Raw genomic sequence first — 20,594 nt, forward strand, 5'->3', positions numbered from 1 at the left:
GACTTCGAAAATCCCGAATAAATCGAACAGCTGCAATGATGCGAGCGATTCGGGACGCGGACGAAATGGAAAGCAGGGATTCAGCAATGCGACAGGTCACCCGCAAAAGCCTCATGACCGTGGCGGCGGCAACGGGGGTGATCGCCGCCGCCGGCGGCTACGCCCACGCCGACTCCGGCGCGAACGGCTACGCCACCGACTCGCCCGGCCTCTTGTCGGGCAACTCGGTGCAGGCACCGGTCAACGTTCCCGTCAACCTGTGCGGCAACACCATCGACATCGTCGGAGCGCTCAACCCGGCCTTCGGCAACTCCTGCGTCAACAAGGGCGGCGGCGCCCCGTCGCGCGGATACGGCGAGCACCGGGGCGGCGGCAGCCACGCCGGAAGCCAGCGCGGGAACCACAACGCCGGCCATGACGGCGGCTACGGCGGCGGTCACCACGGCGGCTCCGGTGGCGCGCACGCGAGCGGCCACACCGGCGGGTCGCCCGGCGTCGGCTCCGGCAACCAGGTCCAGGCGCCGATCGACGTGCCGGTGAACGTGTGCGGCAACAGCATCGACGCCGTCGGAATCCTCAACCCGGCCTTCGGCAACGACTGCGGCGACGACAGCGGCTCCGGCGTGCACACGCCCCCGTCCCGCGGCCACGAGACCCCGGGCAAGCCCGGCGGGTACGACAAGCCGGGCGGGCACGGACAGTCCAGCCCGTCCCGCCCCGGCGGCGTGCCGTCCACCCCGCATCACGTGACGCCGGTCGGCGCCTCCTCCGTCCACCGTCCCGCCGCGCAGCTCGCGCACACGGGCAGCGAGATGCCGATGGGCCTCGTGCTGCCGGTCGGCGCGGGCGCTCTGCTCGCGGGCGCGGTGCTGTACCGCAAGGCGCGTCCCTCCGCGTAAGCACCGAGGCCCCGACAACGGAGCGGGCCCCGCCTCGGCGGGGCCCGCTCCGTTTTCCGTCTCTCACCTCACCACGTGGCACGCACCTGGCGGATGATCCGCCGGCGCAACCGCACCCTGCGGCTGCCGTCACGCAGCAGGCTCAGGCGGTCCAACTCCCAGTGTCCGTACTCGGCATGGTCGGTCAGCAGTCGCGTCGCCTCCTTGCGGGAGACCCCGCGTGGCACGTAGACGTCGACGAATTCGTATTCCGGCATCGCATCTATTGTGCGGGCTGGGGCCCGGTACGGATAGCGTCTGCACTATGTCTGATGCTGCGCAGCCCACCGCTGCCGAGGTACGCGCCGCCGCCGAGGCGGTCAAGACCGCGCTCGACCGCCACCTGGCCGCGGTCGAACGCAGGACGGGGGAGGACGACCCGGCCGTCAACGAGGCGTTCAACGAGCTGGCCGCGGCCGCCGAGGTCTACGACGAACTGCTCTACGACCGGTACGACGAGGTCACGCCCTTCGAGATTCCTGGCGCGGAGGACTCCCTGCCGCCCTATGAGGGCCCCGAGGAGCCGAACGCGCTGAGCGTGCTGATCCGCCGCGACTACGCCGTCGCCGAGCCGCAGCGGCTGCTGGCGCAGGCCCAGCGGGTGGAGGCGGCGGACGCCGAGGCCGTGGGGGCCGAGGTCGCGAGCACCGTGCACGGCGCGCTGGGCATCCTGTTCGGCGAGTTCGAAGCGGACGAGATCGCCTCCCGTCACAAGGAGTTCGGCCTGGAGGAGGGCGACTCCACACTGTGGGTGCTGGCCGCCGACGAACCGGCCGAGCCCGGCGAGTGGCTCGAGGCGCCGTTCGACGACACCGACGCCGGGCGCGTGGTCTGCCGTTTCGACGTGAGCTCGGTCTTCGACGAGATCGACGACGACACCGACGACGATCTCGCGGACGACATCGAGGACGAGGAACTGGAGACGCTGGACGCGGACCGCTGACCGGCGCACCGCGACCGGCGCCGGCCGATGCCGGTCGCGGGGGTCCGCAGGCGTCCTTCGGACGTCAGGACGGCTGAAGGACGGTTTTGCCGGACGGCTGCGGGACGGCGGCGGTCGCACAGGGGGGAGGCCCCTTCACGACCGCCGCTGTTCGTGCCGCTCCGTACCCTGCTCCGCGACCGGCAGCTGGGTGCGCAGGAGCACCGGCAGCCGGGTCGTGCGCGGCTTCGCCGGAACCTCGGCGACCGCTCGGGGCAGGGCCTGCTCCACTCCGTGCACCACGGACAGATGGCGCTCCGCGCGGCCGAAGGCCGTGTACACCCAGGGGCGGGACAGGGCCTGCGCCGCGTCCCCGGGCAGCACCACGACCGCCGCGGGCCATCGGCTGCCCACCGCCTGGTGCGCGGTGAGCGCCCACCCGTGGCGCACGGTCTGCTCCACCCGCTCCCTCGGGACGACGACGGAGACGTCCGCGCAGGTCAGGTGCAGCCCGTCCGCGTCGGCCGTCACGACCCGCCCCGCCACCGTGCGCCCCGGCACGGGAGAGTAGGCGATCCGGTCGCCGGGGTCGAAGCCGCCGAAGCGACCGGGGCCGGGATTGAGCCGTTCCTTCAGCGCGGCGTTGAGCACGCGCGTGCCGGCCGCGCCCCCGTGCCCCGGCGTGACCACCACCGCTTCGTCGGACGTGATCCCGAAGGCTCGCGGCACCGAGTCGGCGAGGATCTGCACGGTCCGGTGGACGGCCTCGCCCGCGTCGCGCACCGGGACGATCACGATCTCCCTGCCCGGCGCGTCGACCTGGTTCAGCTCACCGACGCCGACACCGGAGACCAGCTCACCGAGCGGTCCGGGGTCGGGGGTGCGCGAGGCGACCTGCGGGCAGGCGCGCGCCGCGAGCAGGTCGGCGAAGACCCGGCCGGGTCCCGCCGACCAGAGGACCCCCGGATCGCCGCTGAGCACCAGCCGCGCCCCGTCCGGCAGGGACTCGGCCAGCATCGCGGCGCTCTCCACATCCAGTTGCGGCGCGTCGAGCACGATCAGCAGGTCGAGCGCGAGGGTCCCGTCGCCGTCCCGTCCGGGGCCCTCGGCGCCGGAGAGGAGGCCGGGGACGGTGACGACCGCGTCGTCCGCGGCCGGATCGGCGAGGAGGGCCGAGAACCGGCGCCGGCCGTCCGGGGTGTGAGAGGCGGCGACGGAGCGCAGCCCCAGTTTCCGGGCCGCGGTGAGCAGCGCGGCGGGTTCGGCGCGGGCGGCCTCGCCCCCGGTGTGCAGCACCAGACCGTGCCCTGCGACGGCGCGGATCAGCTCGCCGGCGCTGCCGGGCGCGGCGTCGGCCGCCGGCTCCCACCGCGCGGACGCCTCCTTGGCCGGGGAGTTGACGACGCGGGCCAGCGCGTCGGCGAGGCTCTCCTCGGCGAGCGCGTACCGCTCCAGGCCGACCAGGACACGGACCGGCCGGGTCTCCTCGCCCTCCTGGCTCTCCTCCGCCTCTTCGCCCGTCGCGGCGTCCGCCGCCTGCCGAGCTGCACCGGGCGTGTCCAGGGCGTCCTGGAAGACGAGGGCCTCTCCTTCGGCCAGGGCGCTCTGCACGGCCGCGTCGGCGTCCGGCACGGCCTGCCGGGCGAGCGCGTCGGTGAGCGTGGGCAGTTCCAGGGCGGTGTGCCCGGCCAGCGCCGCCTGCTCCAGCAGCCAGACCGTCACCGCACGGCCGCGCCGTTCGTCGTCGGGGGCGCACTCCGGTCCGAGCAGCGCCCGCGCGAACCCGTCGGCCTGCTCGGGGCGCACGCCGGGGACGCGCAGCAGCTGCCACGGATCGTCGCGCAGGAGGTGCTCGGCGCCCTCGCCGAGCACGGCGGCTGCCTGCGGCGCGAGCGCCTCCGGAGCGCCGCCGCCGGCCAGCACGCGCCGTACCCCCTCGACGGCGTCCGCCGCGGGAGCCGGCCGGGCGACCGCCTCGGCGGTCGCCGGCTGCGGTCGCCGCACCGGCTCCGGCGCGGCGCGGCGCGGCGCGGGTTCCTCGTCGAAGACGGTGGCCGGGGGCGTGGCCCCGCCCTCCACGGCCCGTACCGCCGCCAGCAGGTCGGCGGCCTTGCCGCTGAGCTTGGCCCCGGCGGCGATGGGCGCCGCCTTCTCGGCCTTGCGCCGCTCGATCCGCTCCCGCTCCCGTTTCTGCGCGGCGAGCTCGGCCTGCGCCTCGGAGAGCTGCGCGGCGGCTTCCACCGCGGCGGCCTCCGCGGTCGTGGAAGCACCGCCGTCGCCGCCGGCCTCGGACGCTTCCGCGTCGCCCGCGTCGTCGGCTGCCCCGTCGGCCCCGTCGGCCCCGTCGGTGAGCACCGCCACCGACCCGGCTTCCGCGTGCGACTCAGGTTCCGCCTCCCCCCGCGAATCCGCCGCTGCTTCGGCCAGGGTTTCCGCTTCCGTTTCCGCTCCGGGGGCGGCGACCGGAGTCCAGGGCTCCTCGGCGGCGTCCGGCTCCGCCGTCGCGGCGTTCTCCGTGCTCTGCGGGGAATCCGGCTCCGTGCTCACAGCGTGCTCCAGTCGTGATCGGGATAGCGGTGCACGGGCGCCGACACGTCGTCGAGGGCCCGGCAGATCTCGTCAGGAAGACTAAGCGCCTCCACTGACAAAGCCGCCGTGAGCTGCTGCGCGTTGCGCGCGCCGACGATCGGGGCGGCCACGCCGGGCCGGTCGCGCACCCAGGCCAGGGCGACCTGCAGCGGCGTCACCGCGAGCCCGTCCGCAGCGGTCGACACGGCGTCGACGACGCGGCTCGCGGTGTCGTCCAGGTAGGGCTCGACGAACGGCGCGAAGTGTTCCGAGGCCGCGCGCGAGTCGGGCGGCAGGGCGTCGTTGCGGTACTTGCCTGTCAGGACGCCTCGGCCGAGGGGAGAGGAGGGAAGCAGACCGATGCCCAGGTCGAGTGCGGCCGGCAGTACCTCGCGCTCGATGCCGCGTTGCAGCAGTGAGTACTCCATCTGCGTCGCCGCCAGCCGTGTCCGGGCGCCCGGCGCGGCGAGCTGCCAGGTGGCCGCCTTGGCGAGCTGCCAGCCGCAGAAGTTGGAGACGCCCGCGTACCGCGCGCGACCGCTGGCGACGGCGATGTCGAGGGCCTGGAGGGTCTCCTCCAGCGGGGTGTCCGGGTCGAAGGCGTGCACCTGCCAGATGTCGACGTAGTCCGTGCCCAGCCGGGAGAGGGAGGCGTCGAGAGCGGCGAGCAGATGACCGCGTGAGCCGTCGAAGCGCCGGTCCGGGTCGGGCACGCTGCCCGCCTTCGTGGAGACGATCAGGTCCCGGCGGGGCACCAGCCCCTCCATGAGCCGCCCGAGCAGGTACTCGGCATCCCCGTCGCCGTACACGTCGGCCGTGTCGACGAGGGTCCCGCCCGCCTCCCAGAACGTCTTCATGACGTCCGCGGCGTCGTGCTCGTCGGTGTCGCGGCCCCAGGTGAGGGTGCCGAGCCCGATGCGGGACACACGCAGGCCGGTGCGGCCGAGATGCCTCTGCTCCATGGACGCCGAGATTACTGGCCAGAACTGGGCAGTGGGTTGCCTGTGGACAACCGGTTTCCGAGGCGGCGGACCGGGTCCGTGCAGGCCGCGACGCCGGAGCCGGTACGCGCGACCCTCGCCACACCGCCCTCCCCGGCCCCGGTCCCGCGCGCTAAGGTCTGCGCAACAGCGTCGTTACTGATCAGTAAGGGGATCGGCCATGCAGCTCGGGATCAACCTCGGCTACTGGGGTGCCGGAATGGACGGGGACAACCTCGCCGTCGCCCAGGAGGCCGACCGCCTAGGGTACGCCGTCTGCTGGGCCGCCGAGGCCTACGGGTCGGACGCGGCCACCGTGCTCACCTGGGTCGCCGCGCAGACCGAGCGGATCGACGTCGGCTCGGCCATCTTCCAGATCCCCGCGCGTCAGCCCGCCATGACCGCGATGACCGCCGCCACGCTCGACTCGCTCTCCGGCGGCCGCTTCCGTCTCGGCCTCGGCGTCTCGGGGCCGCAGGTCTCCGAGGGCTGGTACGGCGTCAAGTTCGACAAGCCGCTCTCCCGCACCCGCGAGTACGTCGAGATCGTCCGCAAGGCGATGACGCGCGAGAGGCTGTCCTACGAGGGCGAGCACTGGACGCTGCCGCTGCCGGACGGCCCCGGCAAGCCGATCAAGCTGACCGTGCACCCCGAGCGCGAGCACATCCCGCTGTACATCGCGGCGATCGGGCCGAAGAACCTGGAGCAGACCGGCGAGATCGCCGACGGCGCCCTGCTCATCTTCCCCTCCGCCGACCACCTCGAGGACACCGCGATCAGGCACCTGCGGGCCGGACGCGAGAAGGCCGGCATGACCCTGGACGGCTTCGACGTCTGCCCGACGCTGCCGCTGGCACTCGGCGAGGACAAGGACGTCGAGCGGCTCGCCGACACCTTCCGCCCCTACACCGCGCTCTACGTCGGCGGCATGGGCAGCCGCAAGCAGAACTTCTACAACCAGCTCGCGCAGCGGATGGGCTACGAGGCCGCGGCCGCCGACATCCAGGACAAGTACCTGTCCGGTGACAAGCAGGGCGCGGCGGCCGCGATTCCCCACGAGCTGATCGACCGCACCACGCTGCTGGGCTCGGTGGAGCGGATCGCCGACCGGATGAAGGCCTACGCGGCCGCTGGCGTCACCACCCTCACCCTGGCCCCCGCGGGCTTCGCCCTGGAGGAGCGCCTCGCCTCGCTGCGGGCGGGTGTGCAGGCCGCGGAGCTGGCCGGCCTGGCGTAGCCGGGCGGAAGGGGATCGCGGAAAGGGGCACGGAGAGCGAATCGCGGAGAGGGATTTCAGCGGCCGTGGTGGGGGCTCGGGGGTCTTCCCCGCCACGGCCGTCACGGGGAACAACGCGCCGCGCGGCGCGCGGTTACGCCCTCCGGCCGACGGACGGCGTCCCTCTTTCGGCGGAGTCTCCCGACCGCTGCTGTTGCAGCGTCCGACGGACCGTATTTGACTCGTTCCTTGCGGAATGTTGCGAGATGTAGCGGAAACCCTGCACAGCACGGAGAGGGGCCCAGGATGCTTTCGGCCAAGAGCCTGTTCCAGGAGATCGTCGACGACGACGAGTCCTTCGCCCTCTTCTGCTCCATCGCCGCCGGCGGCGAATCGCAGGGGGGCTGGGAGAACGCCCGGATCGCCGCGCTCGTCCCACCGGCCGAGCGCCGCCTCGCTCCCAGGATCGCCCGGCACGGGGCCGACGAGGACAAGCACGGACGGATCTTCGTCGCGCTGATGCGCAGACGCGGCCTCGAGCCGGTGCCCGTCCCGCCCGACACCGACTACACGATGCTCCTGGAGCGGGCCGGCATCGGCCTCTCCCACGACCGCCTCAGGACCGAGCGGCCCCTCACCGTGCGGGACGTCGTCACCTACCTCTCCCACAGCCGGGTCACCGAACAGCGGGCCGCCGAGCAGATGGCCCTGCTGCGCAGGCACTTCGGCGACCACCCCGACATCGGCCGCGCGGTCAGGATGATCGCCGACGACGAGGACAACCACCTCGCCTACTGCCACGAGGAACTGCTGCGCCTCGCGCGCGCGGGGCACGGGGCACGGGCCGGTCATCCAGCGGACGCTCCGCGCGTGCGCACTCGCCGAGATCCGCGTCCACCGCGACGTCAGCCTGGCCGTCATGGCCCGCATGGGCCGCATCCTCGGCTGGCCCAGGACGCGCTCGGCGGTCCTGGCGGCGGGCATCCACGCCATGTACGCGTGGGAGCGGTTCGCCGGCTGGCGGCGGATGGTCTCCCTGGAGACCCCCGAACGCCGCGACGCGCTCGGCGGCCCCGCGACCGCGGCCCCCGAGTACGCCTGATCCCACGCCGGCCAGGACCCCCAGACCCGCAGGCCCCCCAGACCCGCAGGCCCCCCAGACCCGCAGGCCCCCCAGGACCGCCCCACTGCCCCACGAGCGCCCCTCTAGAGCCAGCCGCGCCGCTTGAACAGCCGGAACAGCAGCAGTTCCAGCACGCCCATCACCACGATCACCGCGGGATACGACCACACCCAGTGCAGCTCCGGCATGTGCTCGAAGTTCATGCCGTAGATCCCCGCGATCATCGTGGGCACCGCGGCCATCGCCGCCCACGCCGAGATCTTCCGCATGTCGTCGTTCTGCCGGACGCTCATCTGCGCGAGATGCGCCGAGAGGATGTCCGTCACCAGCCGGTCCAAGCCCTCCACGGAATCGTTCACCCGCGTGAGGTGGTCGCTCACGTCCCGGAAGAAGGGCCGCGCCTTGTCGTTCACGAACGGCACGCCGGGGCCGGACGCCCCGACGCCCGCCAGCCGGGCCAGCGGCGGCCCCAGCGGGCCGGTGGCCCGGCGGAACTCCAGGATCTGCCGCTTGAAGGTGTAGATCCGCGAAGCGGTGTGGCGCGAACCGCCGCCGTCCGGCGAGAACACCTCCGCCTCCAGCTCCTCCAGGTCGGTCTGCAACTCCGTCGCCACGTCCAGGTAGTGGTCCACGGTGGCGTCGGCGATCGCGTACACCACCGCCGTGGGCCCCTCGGCGAGCAGTTGAGGCTCGTGCTCGAGCCGCTGGCGCACGGCCGCCAGCGGCGCGCCCTCACCGTGCCGGACGGTCACCACGAACGAGTCGCCGAGGAAGACCATCACCTCGCCGGAGGAGACGGTGTCGCTCTCCTGCTCGTAGACGGCCGGCTTGAACACCAGGAACAGCGAGTCGTCGTACACCTCCAGCTTGGGCCGCTGGTGGGCCTTGAGCGCGTCCTCGACGGCGAGCGGGTGCAGCCCGAACTCCCGCGTGACGAGGTCGAACTCCTCCTCGGTGGGCTCGTGCAGCCCGATCCACACGAAGCCGCCCCCGGCACGTGCCTCGTCCACGGCGTCGGAGAAGTCCTCCGGCCCCTCCCTGCGACGTCCTTCGCGGTAGATGGCGCAGTCCACGATCACCGGGCGCGTCCTCCCCTCGAGCGCTCACCGGCGCACACGCGCGTGCGCCTACCCTGGGCCGCATGCCCACGCTGATCCTCGTCCGGCACGGCCGGTCCACCGCCAACACCTCCGCAGTGCTCGCCGGCCGGACGCCCGGCGTCGCCCTCGACGAGCGCGGAGCCGCCCAGGCCGCCGCGCTGCCCGGGCGGCTCGCGTCGCTGCCGATCGCGGAGGTCGTCACCAGCCCACTGCAGCGCTGCCAGGAGACCCTCCGCCCCCTCCTCGACGCCCGCCCCGGACTGCGCGCGCACACCGACGAACGCATCGGGGAGTGCGACTACGGCGACTGGTCCGGGCGCAAACTCGCCGAGCTGATGGACGAACCGCTGATGGAGGTGGTGCAGACGCACCCCTCCGCGGCCGCCTTCCCGGGCGGCGAGTCCCTGCGGGCCATGCAGACCCGCGCCGCCGAGGCGGTGCGCGAGTGGAACGCGCGCGTGGAGCGCGACCACGGCGCCGACGCCGTCTATCTGATGTGCTCGCACGGCGACATCATCAAGTCGCTCGTCGCGGACGCACTCGGACTTCATCTCGACCTCTTCCAGCGAATCTCTGTGGAGCCTTGTTCCGTCACCGCGATCCGTTACACCAGGCTGCGTCCCTTTCTCGTGCGTCTCGGCGACACCGGCGACCTCGCCTCCCTGGCGCCGCGCGAGGAGCCGCCCACGGGGCACGCCCCGGTCGGAGGCGGTGCGGGCGCACCGTGATCGTCGGCCGCAGTAGGGTGAAGCGGTCCGCAGACGCGCGCGTACCCGCAGGGACGTTCCCCCACTCGTTCCCCGAACCACGATGACCCACGATTCCCATGGAGACAGGACGTGTCCCGTCAGGTGTTCCTCTACGACCCCCCGGACCGTTTCGTGGCCGGTACGGTCGGGCTGCCCGGGCGCCGCACCTTCTTCCTCCAGGCCACCGCCGGCGGTCGGGTGACCAGCGTGGCCCTGGAGAAGACCCAGGTCGCCGCGCTCGCCGAGCGCATGGACGAACTGCTGGACGAAGTCGTACGCCGTAGCGGCGGCAGCGCCCTGGTACCCGCCGTGCCACCCGCCGAGAACAGCGACACGGCTCCCCTCGACACCCCGATCGAGGAGGAGTTCCGGGTCGGCACCATGGCCCTCGCCTGGGACGGCGAGGAACAGCGCATGATCGTCGAGGCGCAGGCCCTGGTGGAGCTCGAGGCCGACTCCGAGGAGGACCTCGCCGAAGCCGAGGAGAGGCTCCTCCAGGACGAGGAGAACGGGCCCCCGATGCTGCGCGTCCGGCTCACCGGCGCACAGGCGAGAGCCTTCGCCAAGCGCGCCCTCGACGTCGTCAACGCCGGCCGGCCGCCGTGCCCGCTGTGCAGCCTGCCGCTCGACCCGGAAGGACACGTATGTCCGCGCCAGAACGGATACCGCCGGGGAGCGTGAAGGCCACCGACCCGGCCCTCGCCGACCTCCTCGCCCGCGGCGGGCTCACGGTCCGCGGACGGATCCGCGACGCCTCGAACGCGGCCCTGTACTGCACCGTCGCGCACGAAGGCCGCGAGGCCGTCTGCGTCTACAAGCCCGTGGCCGGGGAGCAGCCCCTGTGGGACTTCCCCGACGGGACCCTCGCCCAGCGTGAGGTCGCCGCCTACGAGGTCTCGGAGGCGACCGGCTGGGGTCTCGTCCCGCCCACCGTGCTGCGCGAGGGACCGTACGGCGAGGGCATGTGCCAGCTGTGGGTCGAGACGGCCCCCGAGTCCGAGCTGCTGGCCCTGGTGGACGGCGAGGAGCCGGAGCCGGGCTGGAAGGCGATCGGGTTCGCCGAGGTCGGCGAGGGCCGTACCGCGCTGCTGGTGCACGCCGACGACGAACGGCTGCGCCGGCTCGCCGTGCTCGACGCGGTGATCAACAACGCCGACCGCAAGGGCGGCCATCTGCTCCCCACCGCCGACGGCCGCCTGTACGGCATCGACCACGGCGTCACCTTCAACGCCGAGAACAAGCTGCGCACGCTCCTGTGGGGCTGGGCGGGGGAGCCCTTGACCCCGGAGGCCGTCGAGGTCCTCCAGGTCCTCAAGAGCGCCCTGGAACCCGGCGGACGGCTGGCCGCCGTGCTCAGCGGGCTCATCACCCCGGCCGAGCTCGACGCCACCCGCGCGCGGACCGGCGCCCTGCTCGTCTCGGGGACCCACCCGGAGCCGAGCGGCGAGTGGCCGGCGATCCCCTGGCCGCCGGTCTGAGACCGGGCGCGGGCCGGGTCCGCGGTCCGGCTCTGCGGGCCGGGCCCCCGGGCCCGTTCCGCGGGCTTCTGAGTCCCAGGGGCACATCGGGCGGAAACCCGCAAGAGCGCCTTCCCGGCCATCTGGTCCGCTCCGGTTCGTACCCGCAACTTCCGTCCGGTTAGGCTCATGACATGCATGCCTGGCCCGCTTCCGAGGTCCCCGCCCTGCCTGGTCAGGGCCGCGACCTGAGGATCCACGACACCGCGACCGGCGGTACGGTCTCCCTCGACCCCGGTCCCGTCGCCCGTATCTACGTCTGCGGCATCACGCCGTACGACGCGACCCACATAGGTCACGCGGCGACCTACAACGCGTTCGACCTCGTTCAGCGCGTGTGGCTCGACACCAAGCGGCAGGTTCAGTACGTCCAGAACGTGACCGACGTCGACGACCCGCTCCTGGAGCGGGCCGAACGCGACGGCGTCGACTGGGTCGCCCTCGCCGAGAAGGAGACGGCCCTCTTCCGCGAGGACATGACGGCCCTGCGGATGCTTCCACCGCAGCACTACATAGGCGCGGTGGAGGCCATACCCGGCATCGTCCCGCTCGTCGAGCGGCTGCGGGACGCGGGCGCCGCTTACGAACTCGACGGCGACGTCTACTTCTCCGTCGAGGCGGATCCGAACTTCGGCAAGGTCGCCAACCTGGACGCCGCCACCATGCGGACGCTGTCCGCCGAGCGCGGGGGCGACCCGGACCGCCCGGGGAAGAAGAACCCCCTCGACCCCATGCTCTGGATGGCCGCCCGGGAGGGCGAGCCCAGCTGGGACGGCGGCTCGCTCGGCCGCGGCCGGCCCGGCTGGCACATCGAGTGCGTGGCCATCGCCCTGGACCACCTGGGGATGGGCTTCGACGTACAGGGCGGCGGCTCCGACCTCGCCTTCCCCCACCACGAGATGGGCGCCTCCCACGCCCAGGCCCTCACCGGCGAGTTCCCCATGGCCAAGGCGTACGTGCACGCGGGCATGGTGGCCCTCGACGGCGAGAAGATGTCCAAGTCCAAGGGCAACCTGGTCTTCGTCTCCCGGCTCCGCCAGGACGGCGTCGACCCCGCCGCCATCCGGCTCGCCCTCCTCGCCCACCACTACCGCGCCGACTGGGAGTGGACCGACCAGGTGCTGGCGGACGCCGAGGCCCGGCTCGGCCGCTGGCGCGCCGCCGTCTCCCGGCCCGACGGACCGCCCGCCGAGGCGCTCGTCGACGAGATCCGCGAAGCCCTCTCCTCCGACCTCGACGCCCCCGCCGCGCTCGTCGCCGTCGACCGCTGGGCCGCGCTCCAGCAGGAGACGGGCGGCACCGACGCCGGCGCCCCCGGCGTCGTCTCGCGAGCGGTGGACGCACTGCTCGGCGTCGCGCTCTAGCGGCGGCCCCGGCGGTCCGGCACCTCGGCACCGTCACGACAGGGCGCCCCCCGATCCCGGACGCTGTTGGTCACCAACGGCGTCCGATCCCGGGAGGCGCCCCACTCGGTATCCGGGTCCGCTCCACGGTGCGTCCGTCGGCGTGCGATCGCGTCGGCGCGGTCGACGCGGCCTTCGCCGCTCGCGGCGCGGCGTCAGCCGTCCCGCGTGAGCGTCACCCCCGCGCGACCGTCATGTCCGTACGATCGTCGGCCCGGCCGGGCCGACCGGTTCCGCTCAGTCGTCCGACGAATCGCTGTCGTCCGGGGTCTCCCCGCTCGCCTTCGGCGGCTTGGGGGGCCGGGTGCGCTCTCCGGGGTCGGGCGGGCCACCGCCGTCCCGCCGGCGCAGGTAGCGCTCGAACTCGCGGGCGATCGCCTCGCCCGACGCCTCCGGCAACTCCGCGGTGTCCCGTGCCTCCTCCAGCGTCTGCACGTACTCGGCGACCTCGGTGTCCTCGGCGGCCAGCTGGTCCACGCCCACCTGCCAGGCCCGCGCGTCCTCGGGCAGCTCGCCCAGCGGGATCCGCACGTCGATCAGGTCCTCCAGGCGGTTGAGGAGGGCCAGCGTCGCCTTGGGGTTCGGCGGCTGAGAGACGTAGTGCGGCACCGCCGCCCACAGGCTCACCGCGGGCACGCCCGCGTGCGTGCACGCCTCCTGCAGGACGCCCACGATGCCGGTGGGGCCCTCGTACTTGGTCTCCTCCAGGTCCATCCGCTGCGCCAGATCGGCGTCCGACGTGGTGCCGCTGATCGGAACCGGACGCGTGTGCGGGGTGTCGCCCAGCAGCGCGCCCAGGATGACCACCAGTTCCACACCCAGTTCGTGGGCGAAGCCCAGCAGCTCGTTGCAGAACGAGCGCCAGCGCATGGACGGTTCGATGCCGCGTACGAGCACCAGGTCGCGCGGCTTGTCACCGCCGACCCGGACGACCGACAACCTTGTCGTCGGCCATGTGATCTTGCGCACGCCGGCGTCCATCCACACCGTGGGGCGGTTCACCTGGAAGTCGTAGTAGTCCTCGGCGTCCAGCGCCGCGAACACCTCGCCCTTCCACTCCCGCTCCAGATGCGCGACCGCGGTGGAGGCGGCGTCGCCGGCATCGTTCCAGCCCTCGAACGCGGCCACCATGACCGGGTCGATCAGCTCGGGAACCCCCTCGAGCTCGATCACCCAGCGCCTCCTTCCGACGTGCCCTCGCTTGACCACCCAACCTTACGGCGTTCTGCGGGGGCGCTCGCAGCCCCCTTGCACGGGGGAGTGACCGGATCAATGCCCCGATCATCACCCCGGAACACCCCACGGTGATCGGATCTGTGGCCGACTCCCGGAGCCTCCGCGGCACCGCCCGCGCGAGCCGCCCGTCACCTGCCCGCGCGGGCCGCGCCATGCCCGCCAGCGGGCCGCGCCATGCCCGGTCACCGCCCGCACCGACGCCCCGAGTTCACCGTGACCGGTCTACCCGGTCTACCCGGTCCGTCCGGTCTACAGCGAGGACCGCAGCCACTGCTCGACGCTCGCGATGTGCACCGTCGCCCACGAACGCGCCGCCTCCGCGTCGCGGTCGCGCAGCGCCGCGAGGATCGCCCGGTGCTCGCGCAGGGTTCCCGAGACGGCGTCCTCCTGGGTCAGCCCGCGCCAGATCCGGGCCCGGGTGGTGGGACCGGACAGCCCGTCGAGCAGCGAGCACAGGACCGAGTTGCCTGTGCTCTGCACGATCCCCCGGTGGAACTCCAGGTCGCCTGCGACCAGTTCCTCCACCGACGGAGCGCCCCCGAGCCGATCCAACTGGGCCTCCAGCGCGTCCAGTTGCTGTTCGCTGACCCGCAGCGCGGCCATCGCCGTCGCGGCCGGCTCCAGGATGCGGCGCACCGCCAGGAACTCCAGGACGGTGTCGTCGCGGTGGAAGTCGACGACGAAACTCAGCGCCTCCAGGAGCAGTTGGGGGTCGAGGCTGGTCACGTACGTGCCGTCGCCCTGCCGAACGTCCAGGATGCGGATCAGCGACAGGGCGCGCACCGCCTCGCGCAGCGAGTTGCGGGACAGGCCCAGCTCGGCGGCCAGCTCGCTCTCCTTGGGCAGCCGGTCCCCGGGGCGCAGCGCACCCGAGACGATCATGCCCTTGATCCGCTCGATCGCCTCGTCGGTGACTGCCATGTCCGTCCTCCTGTCGCTCTCTGCCGAGACATCCGATGTCTCAGCGCCATTATGAGGCCAGATCGGCGGACTGCCTCCAGAACCGCGAGCACCGCCCCTCGCCGGGTCCTCCTCAGCGCTCCCTCGCCGGGCGTCCCCAGCGGTCCTGTGCGCCTCCCGGTGGGGCCGGGCGCCGCTGTGGCCCACGGTGAAACGCCCGGCGCAGCACGCCGCCGGGTCCGCGGGATCCACCCGGACGGGGACGGGCATGCGAAAGGGGCGGCTCCACAGGGAGCCGCCCCTTTCCCGGTTCCGGCCCGGTACGGAGGGGCCGTCCCCGCCGGCCCGGTCAGGGGAGTGAGGGCCGGCGGAGGTCTGGTGCAGAGGAAACGTCCAGCGGCGGATCTACTTCTTGTCGAGCAGGTCCTGCACCTTGGCGCGGACGTCGTCCGTGGCCAGGCCGCGGATCGTCAGCGTCGTACGGCGGCGCAGCACGTCGTCCGCCGTCTCGGCCCACTCGTTGTCGCGGGCGTAGACGACCTGCGCCCAGATCTCGGGAGCCTCCGGGTGGACGCGCTCGCGCAGCTCCGGGGCGTCGTTGGCCAGCCGGGCGATGTCGAAGGCGAGCGAGCCGTAGTGGGTGGCCAGGTGCTTGGCGGTGTCGGCCGCCATACGCGGGCCGGGGGCCGGGTGGTCGACCAGCAGCCGGTGGGCGATCGCGCGCGGGTTGGCGACGCCGGGCAGCGGCAGCTTCCTCGGCAGCGAGGAGACCGGCTCGAAATCGTCGCCCAGCGGGCGGCCCGGGAGCGCCTCCAGCTTCTGCATGACGGTGCGGCCGATGTGCCGGAACGTCGTCCACTTGCCGCCCGCGACCGACAGCATGCCGCCACGGCCCTCCGTGACCACGGTCTCGCGCTTGGCCTTCGCGGTGTCGCCGGGGCCGCCCGGCAGCACCCGCAGACCGGCGAAGGCGTAGGTGATCAGGTCGCGGTCGAGCTGCTGGTCGCGGATGGAGAACGCGGCCTCGTCGAGTATCTGCGCGGTGTCCTTCTCGGTGACCGAGACGTCCGCCGGGTCGCCCTCGAACTCCTCGTCGGTGGTGCCGAGCAGCAGCATGTCCTCCCAGGGGAGGGCGAAGGTGATGCGGTACTTGTCGATGGGCGTGGCGAGCGCGGCCCGCCAGGGCGCGGTCCGCTTCAGCACCAGGTGCGCGCCCTTGGACAGGCGGATGGACGGCGCCGCGTTCGGGTCCTCCATCCTGCGCAGGTGGTCCACCCAGGGGCCGGTCGCGTTCAGCACCAGTCGGGCGTCGACGCCGAACTCGTCGCCGGAGAGCCGGTCGCGCAGCTCGGCGCCGGTCACCCGGCCCCTGGTGAAGCGCAGGCCGGACACCTCGGCGTGGTTGAGGACGACCGCGCCCGCCTCGACGGCCGCGCGGACCGTCATCAGCGCCATGCGCGCGTCGTTCATCTGGTCGTCGCCGTAGACGGCCACGGCCTTGAGGTTGTCGGTGCGCAGCTCGGGCACGTCCTGCGCGGCCTTGGCCGGGGACAGGAGGTGTCCGACGCCGTCGCCGAACGCCGACAGCGCGGAGTAGGCGAAGACGCCCGCCCCGAGCTTCGCCGCGCCGTGCGGCCCGCCCTTGTACACGGGGAGGTAGAACGTGAGCGGGTTCGCCAGGTGGGGGGCCACCTGGCGGGAGACCGCACGGCGCTCGAAGTGATTCTCCGCCACCAGCTTCACCGCGCCGGTCTGCAGGTAGCGCAGACCGCCGTGGAGCAGCTTGGAGGAGGCGGAGGAGGTGGCGCCGGCGAAGTCGCCGGCGTCGACCAGAGCCACCCTGAGGCCGGACTGCGCGGCGTGCCAGGCGGTGGAGATGCCCAGGATGCCGCCGCCGATCACGAGAAGGTCGTACGACGCCTTGGAGAGCTGCTCCCGGGTCTCGGCGCGGCTCGGGTTGGAGCCGGACGCCCGGCGCGTCCCCAGGGCAGGCACGGACTGCAGGGTGGGCTGACTGGTCATGTCGGGTCTTACTCCTCGTCCTCGAGCCAGCTCATGGTCCGCTCGACGGCCTTGAGCCAGCTCTTGTACTCACGGTCGCGGGTGTCCGCGTCCATGCGGGGGGTCCACTCGGCGGCCCGCCGCCAGTTGGCGCGCAGGTCGTCGGTGCTGGTCCAGAAGCCGACGGCGAGGCCGGCGGCGTAGGCGGCGCCGAGGCAGGTGGTCTCGGCGACCATCGGGCGCACCACGGGGGCGTCCAGGAAGTCCGAGAGGGTCTGCATCAGCAGGTTGTTGGAGGTCATGCCGCCGTCGACCTTGAGGGCCGCGAGCTCGACGCCGGAGTCCTTCGTCATGGCGTCGGTGATCTCACGGGTCTGCCAGGCCGTGGCCTCCAGGACGGCGCGCGCGAGGTGCGCCTTGGTGACGTACCGGGTGAGGCCGGCGATCACACCGCGGGCGTCGGAGCGCCAGTACGGGGCGAACAGACCGGAGAAGGCCGGCACGAAGTAGGCGCCGCCGTTGTCCTCGACGGAGAGCGCGAGCGTCTCGATCTCGGCGGCGGTGGAGATCAGGCCCATCTGGTCGCGCATCCACTGCACCAGCGAACCGGTGACCGCGATCGAGCCCTCCAGGGCGTACACCGGCTTGTCGTCGCCGATGCGGTAGCCGACCGTGGTCAGCAGGCCCGAGTAGGAGTTGATGATCTTCTCGCCGGTGTTCATCAGCATGAACGTGCCGGTGCCGTACGTCGACTTGGCCTCGCCCTCGGCGAAGCAGGTCTGGCCGAACAGGGCGGCCTGCTGGTCGCCGAGCGCGGAGGCGACCGGGATCCCGCCGAGCAGGTCGCCCAGGCGGCCGCCGTAGACCTCGCCGTAGACCTCGGCGGAGGAGCGGATCTCGGGGAGCATCGACAGCGGCACGCCGATGGACTCGGCGATCTTCTCGTCCCACTCCAGGGTGTGGAGGTTCATCAGCATGGTGCGCGAGGCGTTGGTGACGTCGGTGTAGTGCTTGCCGCCGTCGACGCCGCCGGTCAGGTTCCAGATGACCCAGGTGTCCATGGTGCCGAAGAGGATGTCGCCCGCCTCGGCGCGCTCGCGCAGGCCCTCGACGTTGTCGAGCAGCCAGCGCGCCTTGGGGCCGGCGAAGTAGGACGCGAGGGGCAGGCCCGTCTCGCGGCGGAAGCGGTCCTGGCCGACGTTGCGGCCGAGCTCGCGGCAGAGCGCGTCGGTGCGGGTGTCCTGCCAGACGATGGCGTTGTGGACGGGCTCACCGGTGTTCTTGTCCCACAGCAGCGTGGTCTCACGCTGGTTGGTGATGCCGATGGCCTTGATGTCGTCGCGGGTGATGCCGGCCTTCTCGATGGCTCCGGCGACGACCTCCTGGACGTTGGTCCAGATCTCGGTGGCGTCGTGCTCGACCCAGCCCGGCTTGGGGAAGATCTGCTCGTGCTCCTTCTGGTCGACGGAGACGATGCGGCCGTCCCGGTCGAAGACGATGCAGCGCGAGGAGGTGGTGCCCTGGTCGATGGCGGCGATGAAGGGGCCGGCGGTGTGCGCGTCGGTCACGGTGTGCTCCTGGGGTTCCAAGGATGGGTGGTCGTCTGTACGGCGCTGCTCACTACGCGGTGCAGCTGGTGCTGTCAAGCAAAAGCGACGTTGTAGATGCCTGCCGCGATCGCGCCGCCGATCAGCGGGCCGACCACCGGTATCCAGGCGTAGCTCCAGTCGGAGCCGCCCTTGTTGGGCAGGGGCAGGAGGGCGTGCACGATGCGCGGACCGAGGTCGCGGGCCGGGTTGATGGCGTAACCCGTCGGGCCGCCGAGCGAGAGACCGATCGAGACGACGACGAGCGCGGTGACCAGGGCGCCCAGAATGCCCAGGCCGTTGCCCTTGTCGTTCAGGCCCTGCGTGAGGACGGCGAGCACCAGCACGACGGTGCCGATGATCTCCGTGGCCAGGTTCTGCCAGACGACCCGGACCTCCGGACCGGTGGAGAAGACGCCCAGGACCGGGCCGGCGCCCGCTTCCTGCGCCTCGACGGCCTTGGCCTCGGTCGACTGGGCGCCCGGACCGCCGACGATCTCCTTGTCGGTCAGGTGCGCGTGGAACTGGCCGTAGTAGGCGACCCAGACCAGGGCGGCGCCGATGGCGGCGCCGAGCAGCTGCCCGGCCCAGTAGACCGGAACGTTGCTCCAGTCGTCGTCCTTGATCGCGAGTGCGAGGGTGACCGCGGGGTTGAGGTGGGCCCCGGAGAGAGGCGCCGAGGTGTAGACGGCCGTCAGAACGGCGAAACCCCACCCGAAGGTGATGGCGAGCCAGCCGGCATTGCGGGCCTTGGAGGCCTTCAGCGTGACGGCGGCGCAGACGCCACCGCCCAGCAGGATGAGTATGGCGGTACCGATGGTCTCGCCGATGAAGATGTCGGAGCTGGACACCCGCGACTCCTTTGTCCTTCGTCCAGGGAAGCCGAACCCCGGGTCCCACCGGGGGTTCGAGCGCCCTCGGGGTGAGAGCGATGCCGGCCTTTGGCGTTGTCACACTCTAGCGCGTATTGCCGTTAGGTGTTCGACAATGCCGACCGATGGACGGGAGTCTTGCTCGGGCGTTACGCGTGCGTCAAGAGTGCTGTTATCGAAAACGCGATCGTTATTGATCGCGGCAGGGCGTCGATCTTCGCGTGGGTGCGCACGCACTCGCCCCTGATGTCCACTTCGGATGGCTTCATGTCAGGCACGGCGGCGGCCGGGACGTCGTCCGACGTCCCGGCCAGGTCTCACGTGTTTGTGGGGAGGCGCTGCTCGGCAGACGCTTCCCGGACGGGCTGCGCGGGCACCCGTCGCCGGCGCACCGGCACCGGTCGCATCGTCGCTCTGGTCGCACCGGGTATCTGGCGCACCGCTCGGACGCCGCATCAGGGGCGCAGGGCGCACCCCTCGGGAGAGTCGGCCGGCGGGCGGCTCAGAAGCGCCCGGCGCCCAGGTCCCGCGAGACCGCGCGGGCGCAGTCCCGCACCGCCGCGATCAGCTCGGGACGCAGTTCGCCGTCCCGCTGCAGCCGCTCCACGGCGCCGGTGATCCCCACCGCGCCCACGGGCATGCGCCGCCGGTCGTGGATGGGCGCGGCGATGGACGCCACGCCCTCCCAGGTCTCCTCCACGTCGGCCGCGTATCCCCGCGCACGGGTGAGGTCGAGGATGTGCTCGAAGGCGTCCAGCTCGCACACGGTGCGGTCCGTGAACGGCTTGCGGTCGGCTTCCAGGGCTTCGCTGTGGGCCACCGGGTCGTAGGCCGACAGGACCTTGCCCAGGGCTGTGGAGTGCAGCGGCTGCATCGCCCCGATCTCCAGCACCTGCCGGCTGTCGTCCGGCCGGAAGACGTGGTGCACGATCAGCACGCCCTGCTGGTGCAGCACTCCCAGATGGACGCTCTCGCCGCTGGAGCGGGCCAGGTCGTCCGTCCACACCAGGGCACGCGCGCGCAGCTCGTGCACGTCCAGGTAGGTCGTCCCCAGGCGGAGCAGCTCCGCGCCCAGCTGGTAGCGCCCGGAGGCGTCGTCCTGCTCGACGAAGCCCTCTTGCTGGAGGGTGCGCAGGATCCCGTGCGCGGTGCCCTTGGCCAGGCCCGTGGACGAGGCGATGTCCGACAGGCCCAGTCGCCGCTCGCCGCCCGCCAGCAGTCGCAGCATCGCGGCCGCACGTTCGACCGACTGGATGTTCCGTGCCATCGCCGTCCTGCCTCCGTCCCCTTCGACCGTCAACGCGCGGCATCCGCTGCCGTCGTTCGGCAATGTCGAACACTACCGGTCCATGCCGACCTCCCGCTAATGGTCGGTCGATCTGTGTTACACGAGTCGTCTCCCGGGGGTGACGCGCCCGTCGCACGGCCGTGCCCGGTCGTCCGCCGCCCCCGCCGGAGCCGTGCTCGCCGCCTCGCGACTCGT

The 20,594-nt window shown here is 72.6% G+C and carries 17 protein-coding genes and 1 pseudogene; 8 read left to right on the plus strand and 10 right to left on the minus strand.

The features are described 5' to 3' along the window. The first annotated feature begins 86 nt into the window (after positions 1–86). Positions 87–899 carry a chaplin gene (locus IE239_RS43105; RefSeq protein ID WP_190148669.1) on the plus strand — a complete coding sequence of 271 codons (813 nt, stop codon included), beginning with the start codon at positions 87–89 and terminating at the stop codon, positions 897–899. 68 nt (positions 900–967) lie between these two features. Here the strand turns inward: IE239_RS43105 and IE239_RS08540 are convergent, their stop codons facing one another. Beyond that, on the minus strand, positions 968–1,156 hold the full coding sequence (locus IE239_RS08540) for a DUF5703 family protein (protein ID WP_014671721.1): 189 nt from the start codon (positions 1,154–1,156) through the stop codon (positions 968–970). A 47-nt stretch (positions 1,157–1,203) separates the two neighbouring features. Here IE239_RS08540 and IE239_RS08545 point away from each other — a divergent pair, with 47 nt between their 5' ends. Further along, entirely contained in the window at positions 1,204–1,881 is a 678-nt protein-coding gene (locus IE239_RS08545; protein WP_190148670.1) for a hypothetical protein, read from the plus strand. 135 nt (positions 1,882–2,016) lie between these two features. On the opposite strand, the gene IE239_RS08550 is transcribed toward IE239_RS08545, so the two are convergent. Next, positions 2,017–4,407: a helix-hairpin-helix domain-containing protein gene (locus IE239_RS08550; RefSeq protein WP_190148671.1), complete on the minus strand. Its 2,391-nt coding sequence runs from the start codon at positions 4,405–4,407 to the stop codon at positions 2,017–2,019. Then, positions 4,404–5,390 carry an aldo/keto reductase gene (locus tag IE239_RS08555; protein ID WP_190148672.1) on the minus strand — a complete coding sequence of 329 codons (987 nt, stop codon included), beginning with the start codon at positions 5,388–5,390 and terminating at the stop codon, positions 4,404–4,406. The genes IE239_RS08550 and IE239_RS08555 overlap by 4 nt, the downstream gene beginning before the upstream one ends. Before the next feature lie 199 nt (positions 5,391–5,589). Between IE239_RS08555 and IE239_RS08560 the strand changes: the two genes are divergently transcribed. Both IE239_RS08560 and IE239_RS08565 read left to right on the plus strand, forming a co-directional pair. Further along, positions 5,590–6,645 carry an LLM class F420-dependent oxidoreductase gene (locus tag IE239_RS08560; protein ID WP_190148673.1) on the plus strand — a complete coding sequence of 352 codons (1,056 nt, stop codon included), beginning with the start codon at positions 5,590–5,592 and terminating at the stop codon, positions 6,643–6,645. A 285-nt stretch (positions 6,646–6,930) separates the two neighbouring features. Further along, a pseudogene (locus tag IE239_RS08565) lies at positions 6,931–7,726 on the plus strand (ferritin-like domain-containing protein). 104 nt (positions 7,727–7,830) lie between these two features. Here IE239_RS08565 and corA read toward each other — a convergent pair. After that, positions 7,831–8,826 carry a magnesium/cobalt transporter CorA gene (gene corA, locus IE239_RS08570; protein ID WP_190148674.1) on the minus strand — a complete coding sequence of 332 codons (996 nt, stop codon included), beginning with the start codon at positions 8,824–8,826 and terminating at the stop codon, positions 7,831–7,833. A 62-nt stretch (positions 8,827–8,888) separates the two neighbouring features. On the opposite strand from corA, the gene IE239_RS08575 reads away from it, so the two are divergent. The 4 genes from IE239_RS08575 to mshC all read left to right on the plus strand — a co-directional run bounded on the left by IE239_RS08575 (position 8,889) and on the right by mshC (position 12,477). Then, positions 8,889–9,575, plus strand: coding sequence for a histidine phosphatase family protein (locus IE239_RS08575; RefSeq protein ID WP_190148675.1), 687 nt, complete (start codon positions 8,889–8,891; stop codon positions 9,573–9,575). 111 nt (positions 9,576–9,686) lie between these two features. Continuing rightward, positions 9,687–10,277, plus strand: coding sequence for a DUF3090 domain-containing protein (locus IE239_RS08580; protein ID WP_190148676.1), 591 nt, complete (start codon positions 9,687–9,689; stop codon positions 10,275–10,277). After that, a complete protein-coding gene (locus IE239_RS08585; protein ID WP_190148677.1) occupies positions 10,241–11,074 on the plus strand; it encodes an SCO1664 family protein in 834 nt (277 codons plus the stop codon). Before IE239_RS08580 ends, IE239_RS08585 begins: the two co-directional genes overlap by 37 nt. A gap of 173 nt (positions 11,075–11,247) precedes the next feature. Next, positions 11,248–12,477, plus strand: a complete 1,230-nt coding sequence (mshC, locus tag IE239_RS08590; RefSeq protein ID WP_190148678.1) for a cysteine--1-D-myo-inosityl 2-amino-2-deoxy-alpha-D-glucopyranoside ligase — start codon at positions 11,248–11,250, stop codon at positions 12,475–12,477. A 276-nt stretch (positions 12,478–12,753) separates the two neighbouring features. Here mshC and IE239_RS08595 read toward each other — a convergent pair whose 3' ends face one another. The 6 genes from IE239_RS08595 to IE239_RS08620 form a co-directional block, all read right to left on the minus strand. Next, positions 12,754–13,689 carry a PAC2 family protein gene (locus tag IE239_RS08595; RefSeq protein ID WP_190148679.1) on the minus strand — a complete coding sequence of 312 codons (936 nt, stop codon included), beginning with the start codon at positions 13,687–13,689 and terminating at the stop codon, positions 12,754–12,756. Between the two features lie 312 nt (positions 13,690–14,001). Continuing rightward, positions 14,002–14,673 (minus strand): FadR/GntR family transcriptional regulator, encoded by a 672-nt coding sequence (locus IE239_RS08600; RefSeq protein ID WP_190148680.1) that lies wholly within the window; start codon positions 14,671–14,673, stop codon positions 14,002–14,004. A gap of 384 nt (positions 14,674–15,057) precedes the next feature. Then, positions 15,058–16,674 carry a glycerol-3-phosphate dehydrogenase/oxidase gene (locus tag IE239_RS08605; RefSeq protein ID WP_190148681.1) on the minus strand — a complete coding sequence of 539 codons (1,617 nt, stop codon included), beginning with the start codon at positions 16,672–16,674 and terminating at the stop codon, positions 15,058–15,060. Between the two features lie 8 nt (positions 16,675–16,682). After that, positions 16,683–18,221 carry a glycerol kinase GlpK gene (gene glpK / locus IE239_RS08610; RefSeq protein ID WP_190148682.1) on the minus strand — a complete coding sequence of 513 codons (1,539 nt, stop codon included), beginning with the start codon at positions 18,219–18,221 and terminating at the stop codon, positions 16,683–16,685. Positions 18,222–18,295: 74 nt separating this feature from the next. After that, positions 18,296–19,090, minus strand: a complete 795-nt coding sequence (locus tag IE239_RS08615) for an MIP/aquaporin family protein (protein WP_190148683.1) — start codon at positions 19,088–19,090, stop codon at positions 18,296–18,298. A 523-nt stretch (positions 19,091–19,613) separates the two neighbouring features. Next, a complete protein-coding gene (locus tag IE239_RS08620) occupies positions 19,614–20,378 on the minus strand; it encodes an IclR family transcriptional regulator (protein WP_190148684.1) in 765 nt (254 codons plus the stop codon). Positions 20,379–20,594 lie beyond the last annotated feature (216 nt).

This window comes from Streptomyces humidus (assembly GCF_014649655.1).
Taxonomy (GTDB): Bacteria; Actinomycetota; Actinomycetes; order Streptomycetales; family Streptomycetaceae; genus Streptomyces; species Streptomyces humidus.

Excerpts from the sequence above, each read along its gene's own strand:
- IE239_RS43105 (WP_190148669.1), top strand. The coding sequence starts at position 87 with ATGCGACAGGTCACCCGCAAAAGCCTCATGACCGTGGCGGCGGCAACG.
- IE239_RS08540 (WP_014671721.1), bottom strand. The coding sequence starts at position 1,156 with ATGCCGGAATACGAATTCGTCGACGTCTACGTGCCACGCGGGGTCTCC.
- IE239_RS08545 (WP_190148670.1), top strand. The coding sequence starts at position 1,204 with ATGTCTGATGCTGCGCAGCCCACCGCTGCCGAGGTACGCGCCGCCGCC.
- IE239_RS08555 (WP_190148672.1), bottom strand. The coding sequence starts at position 5,390 with ATGGAGCAGAGGCATCTCGGCCGCACCGGCCTGCGTGTGTCCCGCATC.
- IE239_RS08560 (WP_190148673.1), top strand. The coding sequence starts at position 5,590 with ATGCAGCTCGGGATCAACCTCGGCTACTGGGGTGCCGGAATGGACGGG.
- IE239_RS08575 (WP_190148675.1), top strand. The coding sequence starts at position 8,889 with ATGCCCACGCTGATCCTCGTCCGGCACGGCCGGTCCACCGCCAACACC.
- IE239_RS08585 (WP_190148677.1), top strand. The coding sequence starts at position 10,241 with ATGTCCGCGCCAGAACGGATACCGCCGGGGAGCGTGAAGGCCACCGAC.
- mshC (WP_190148678.1), top strand. The coding sequence starts at position 11,248 with ATGCATGCCTGGCCCGCTTCCGAGGTCCCCGCCCTGCCTGGTCAGGGC.
- IE239_RS08600 (WP_190148680.1), bottom strand. The coding sequence starts at position 14,673 with ATGGCAGTCACCGACGAGGCGATCGAGCGGATCAAGGGCATGATCGTC.
- IE239_RS08605 (WP_190148681.1), bottom strand. The coding sequence starts at position 16,674 with ATGACCAGTCAGCCCACCCTGCAGTCCGTGCCTGCCCTGGGGACGCGC.
- IE239_RS08620 (WP_190148684.1), bottom strand. The coding sequence starts at position 20,378 with ATGGCACGGAACATCCAGTCGGTCGAACGTGCGGCCGCGATGCTGCGA.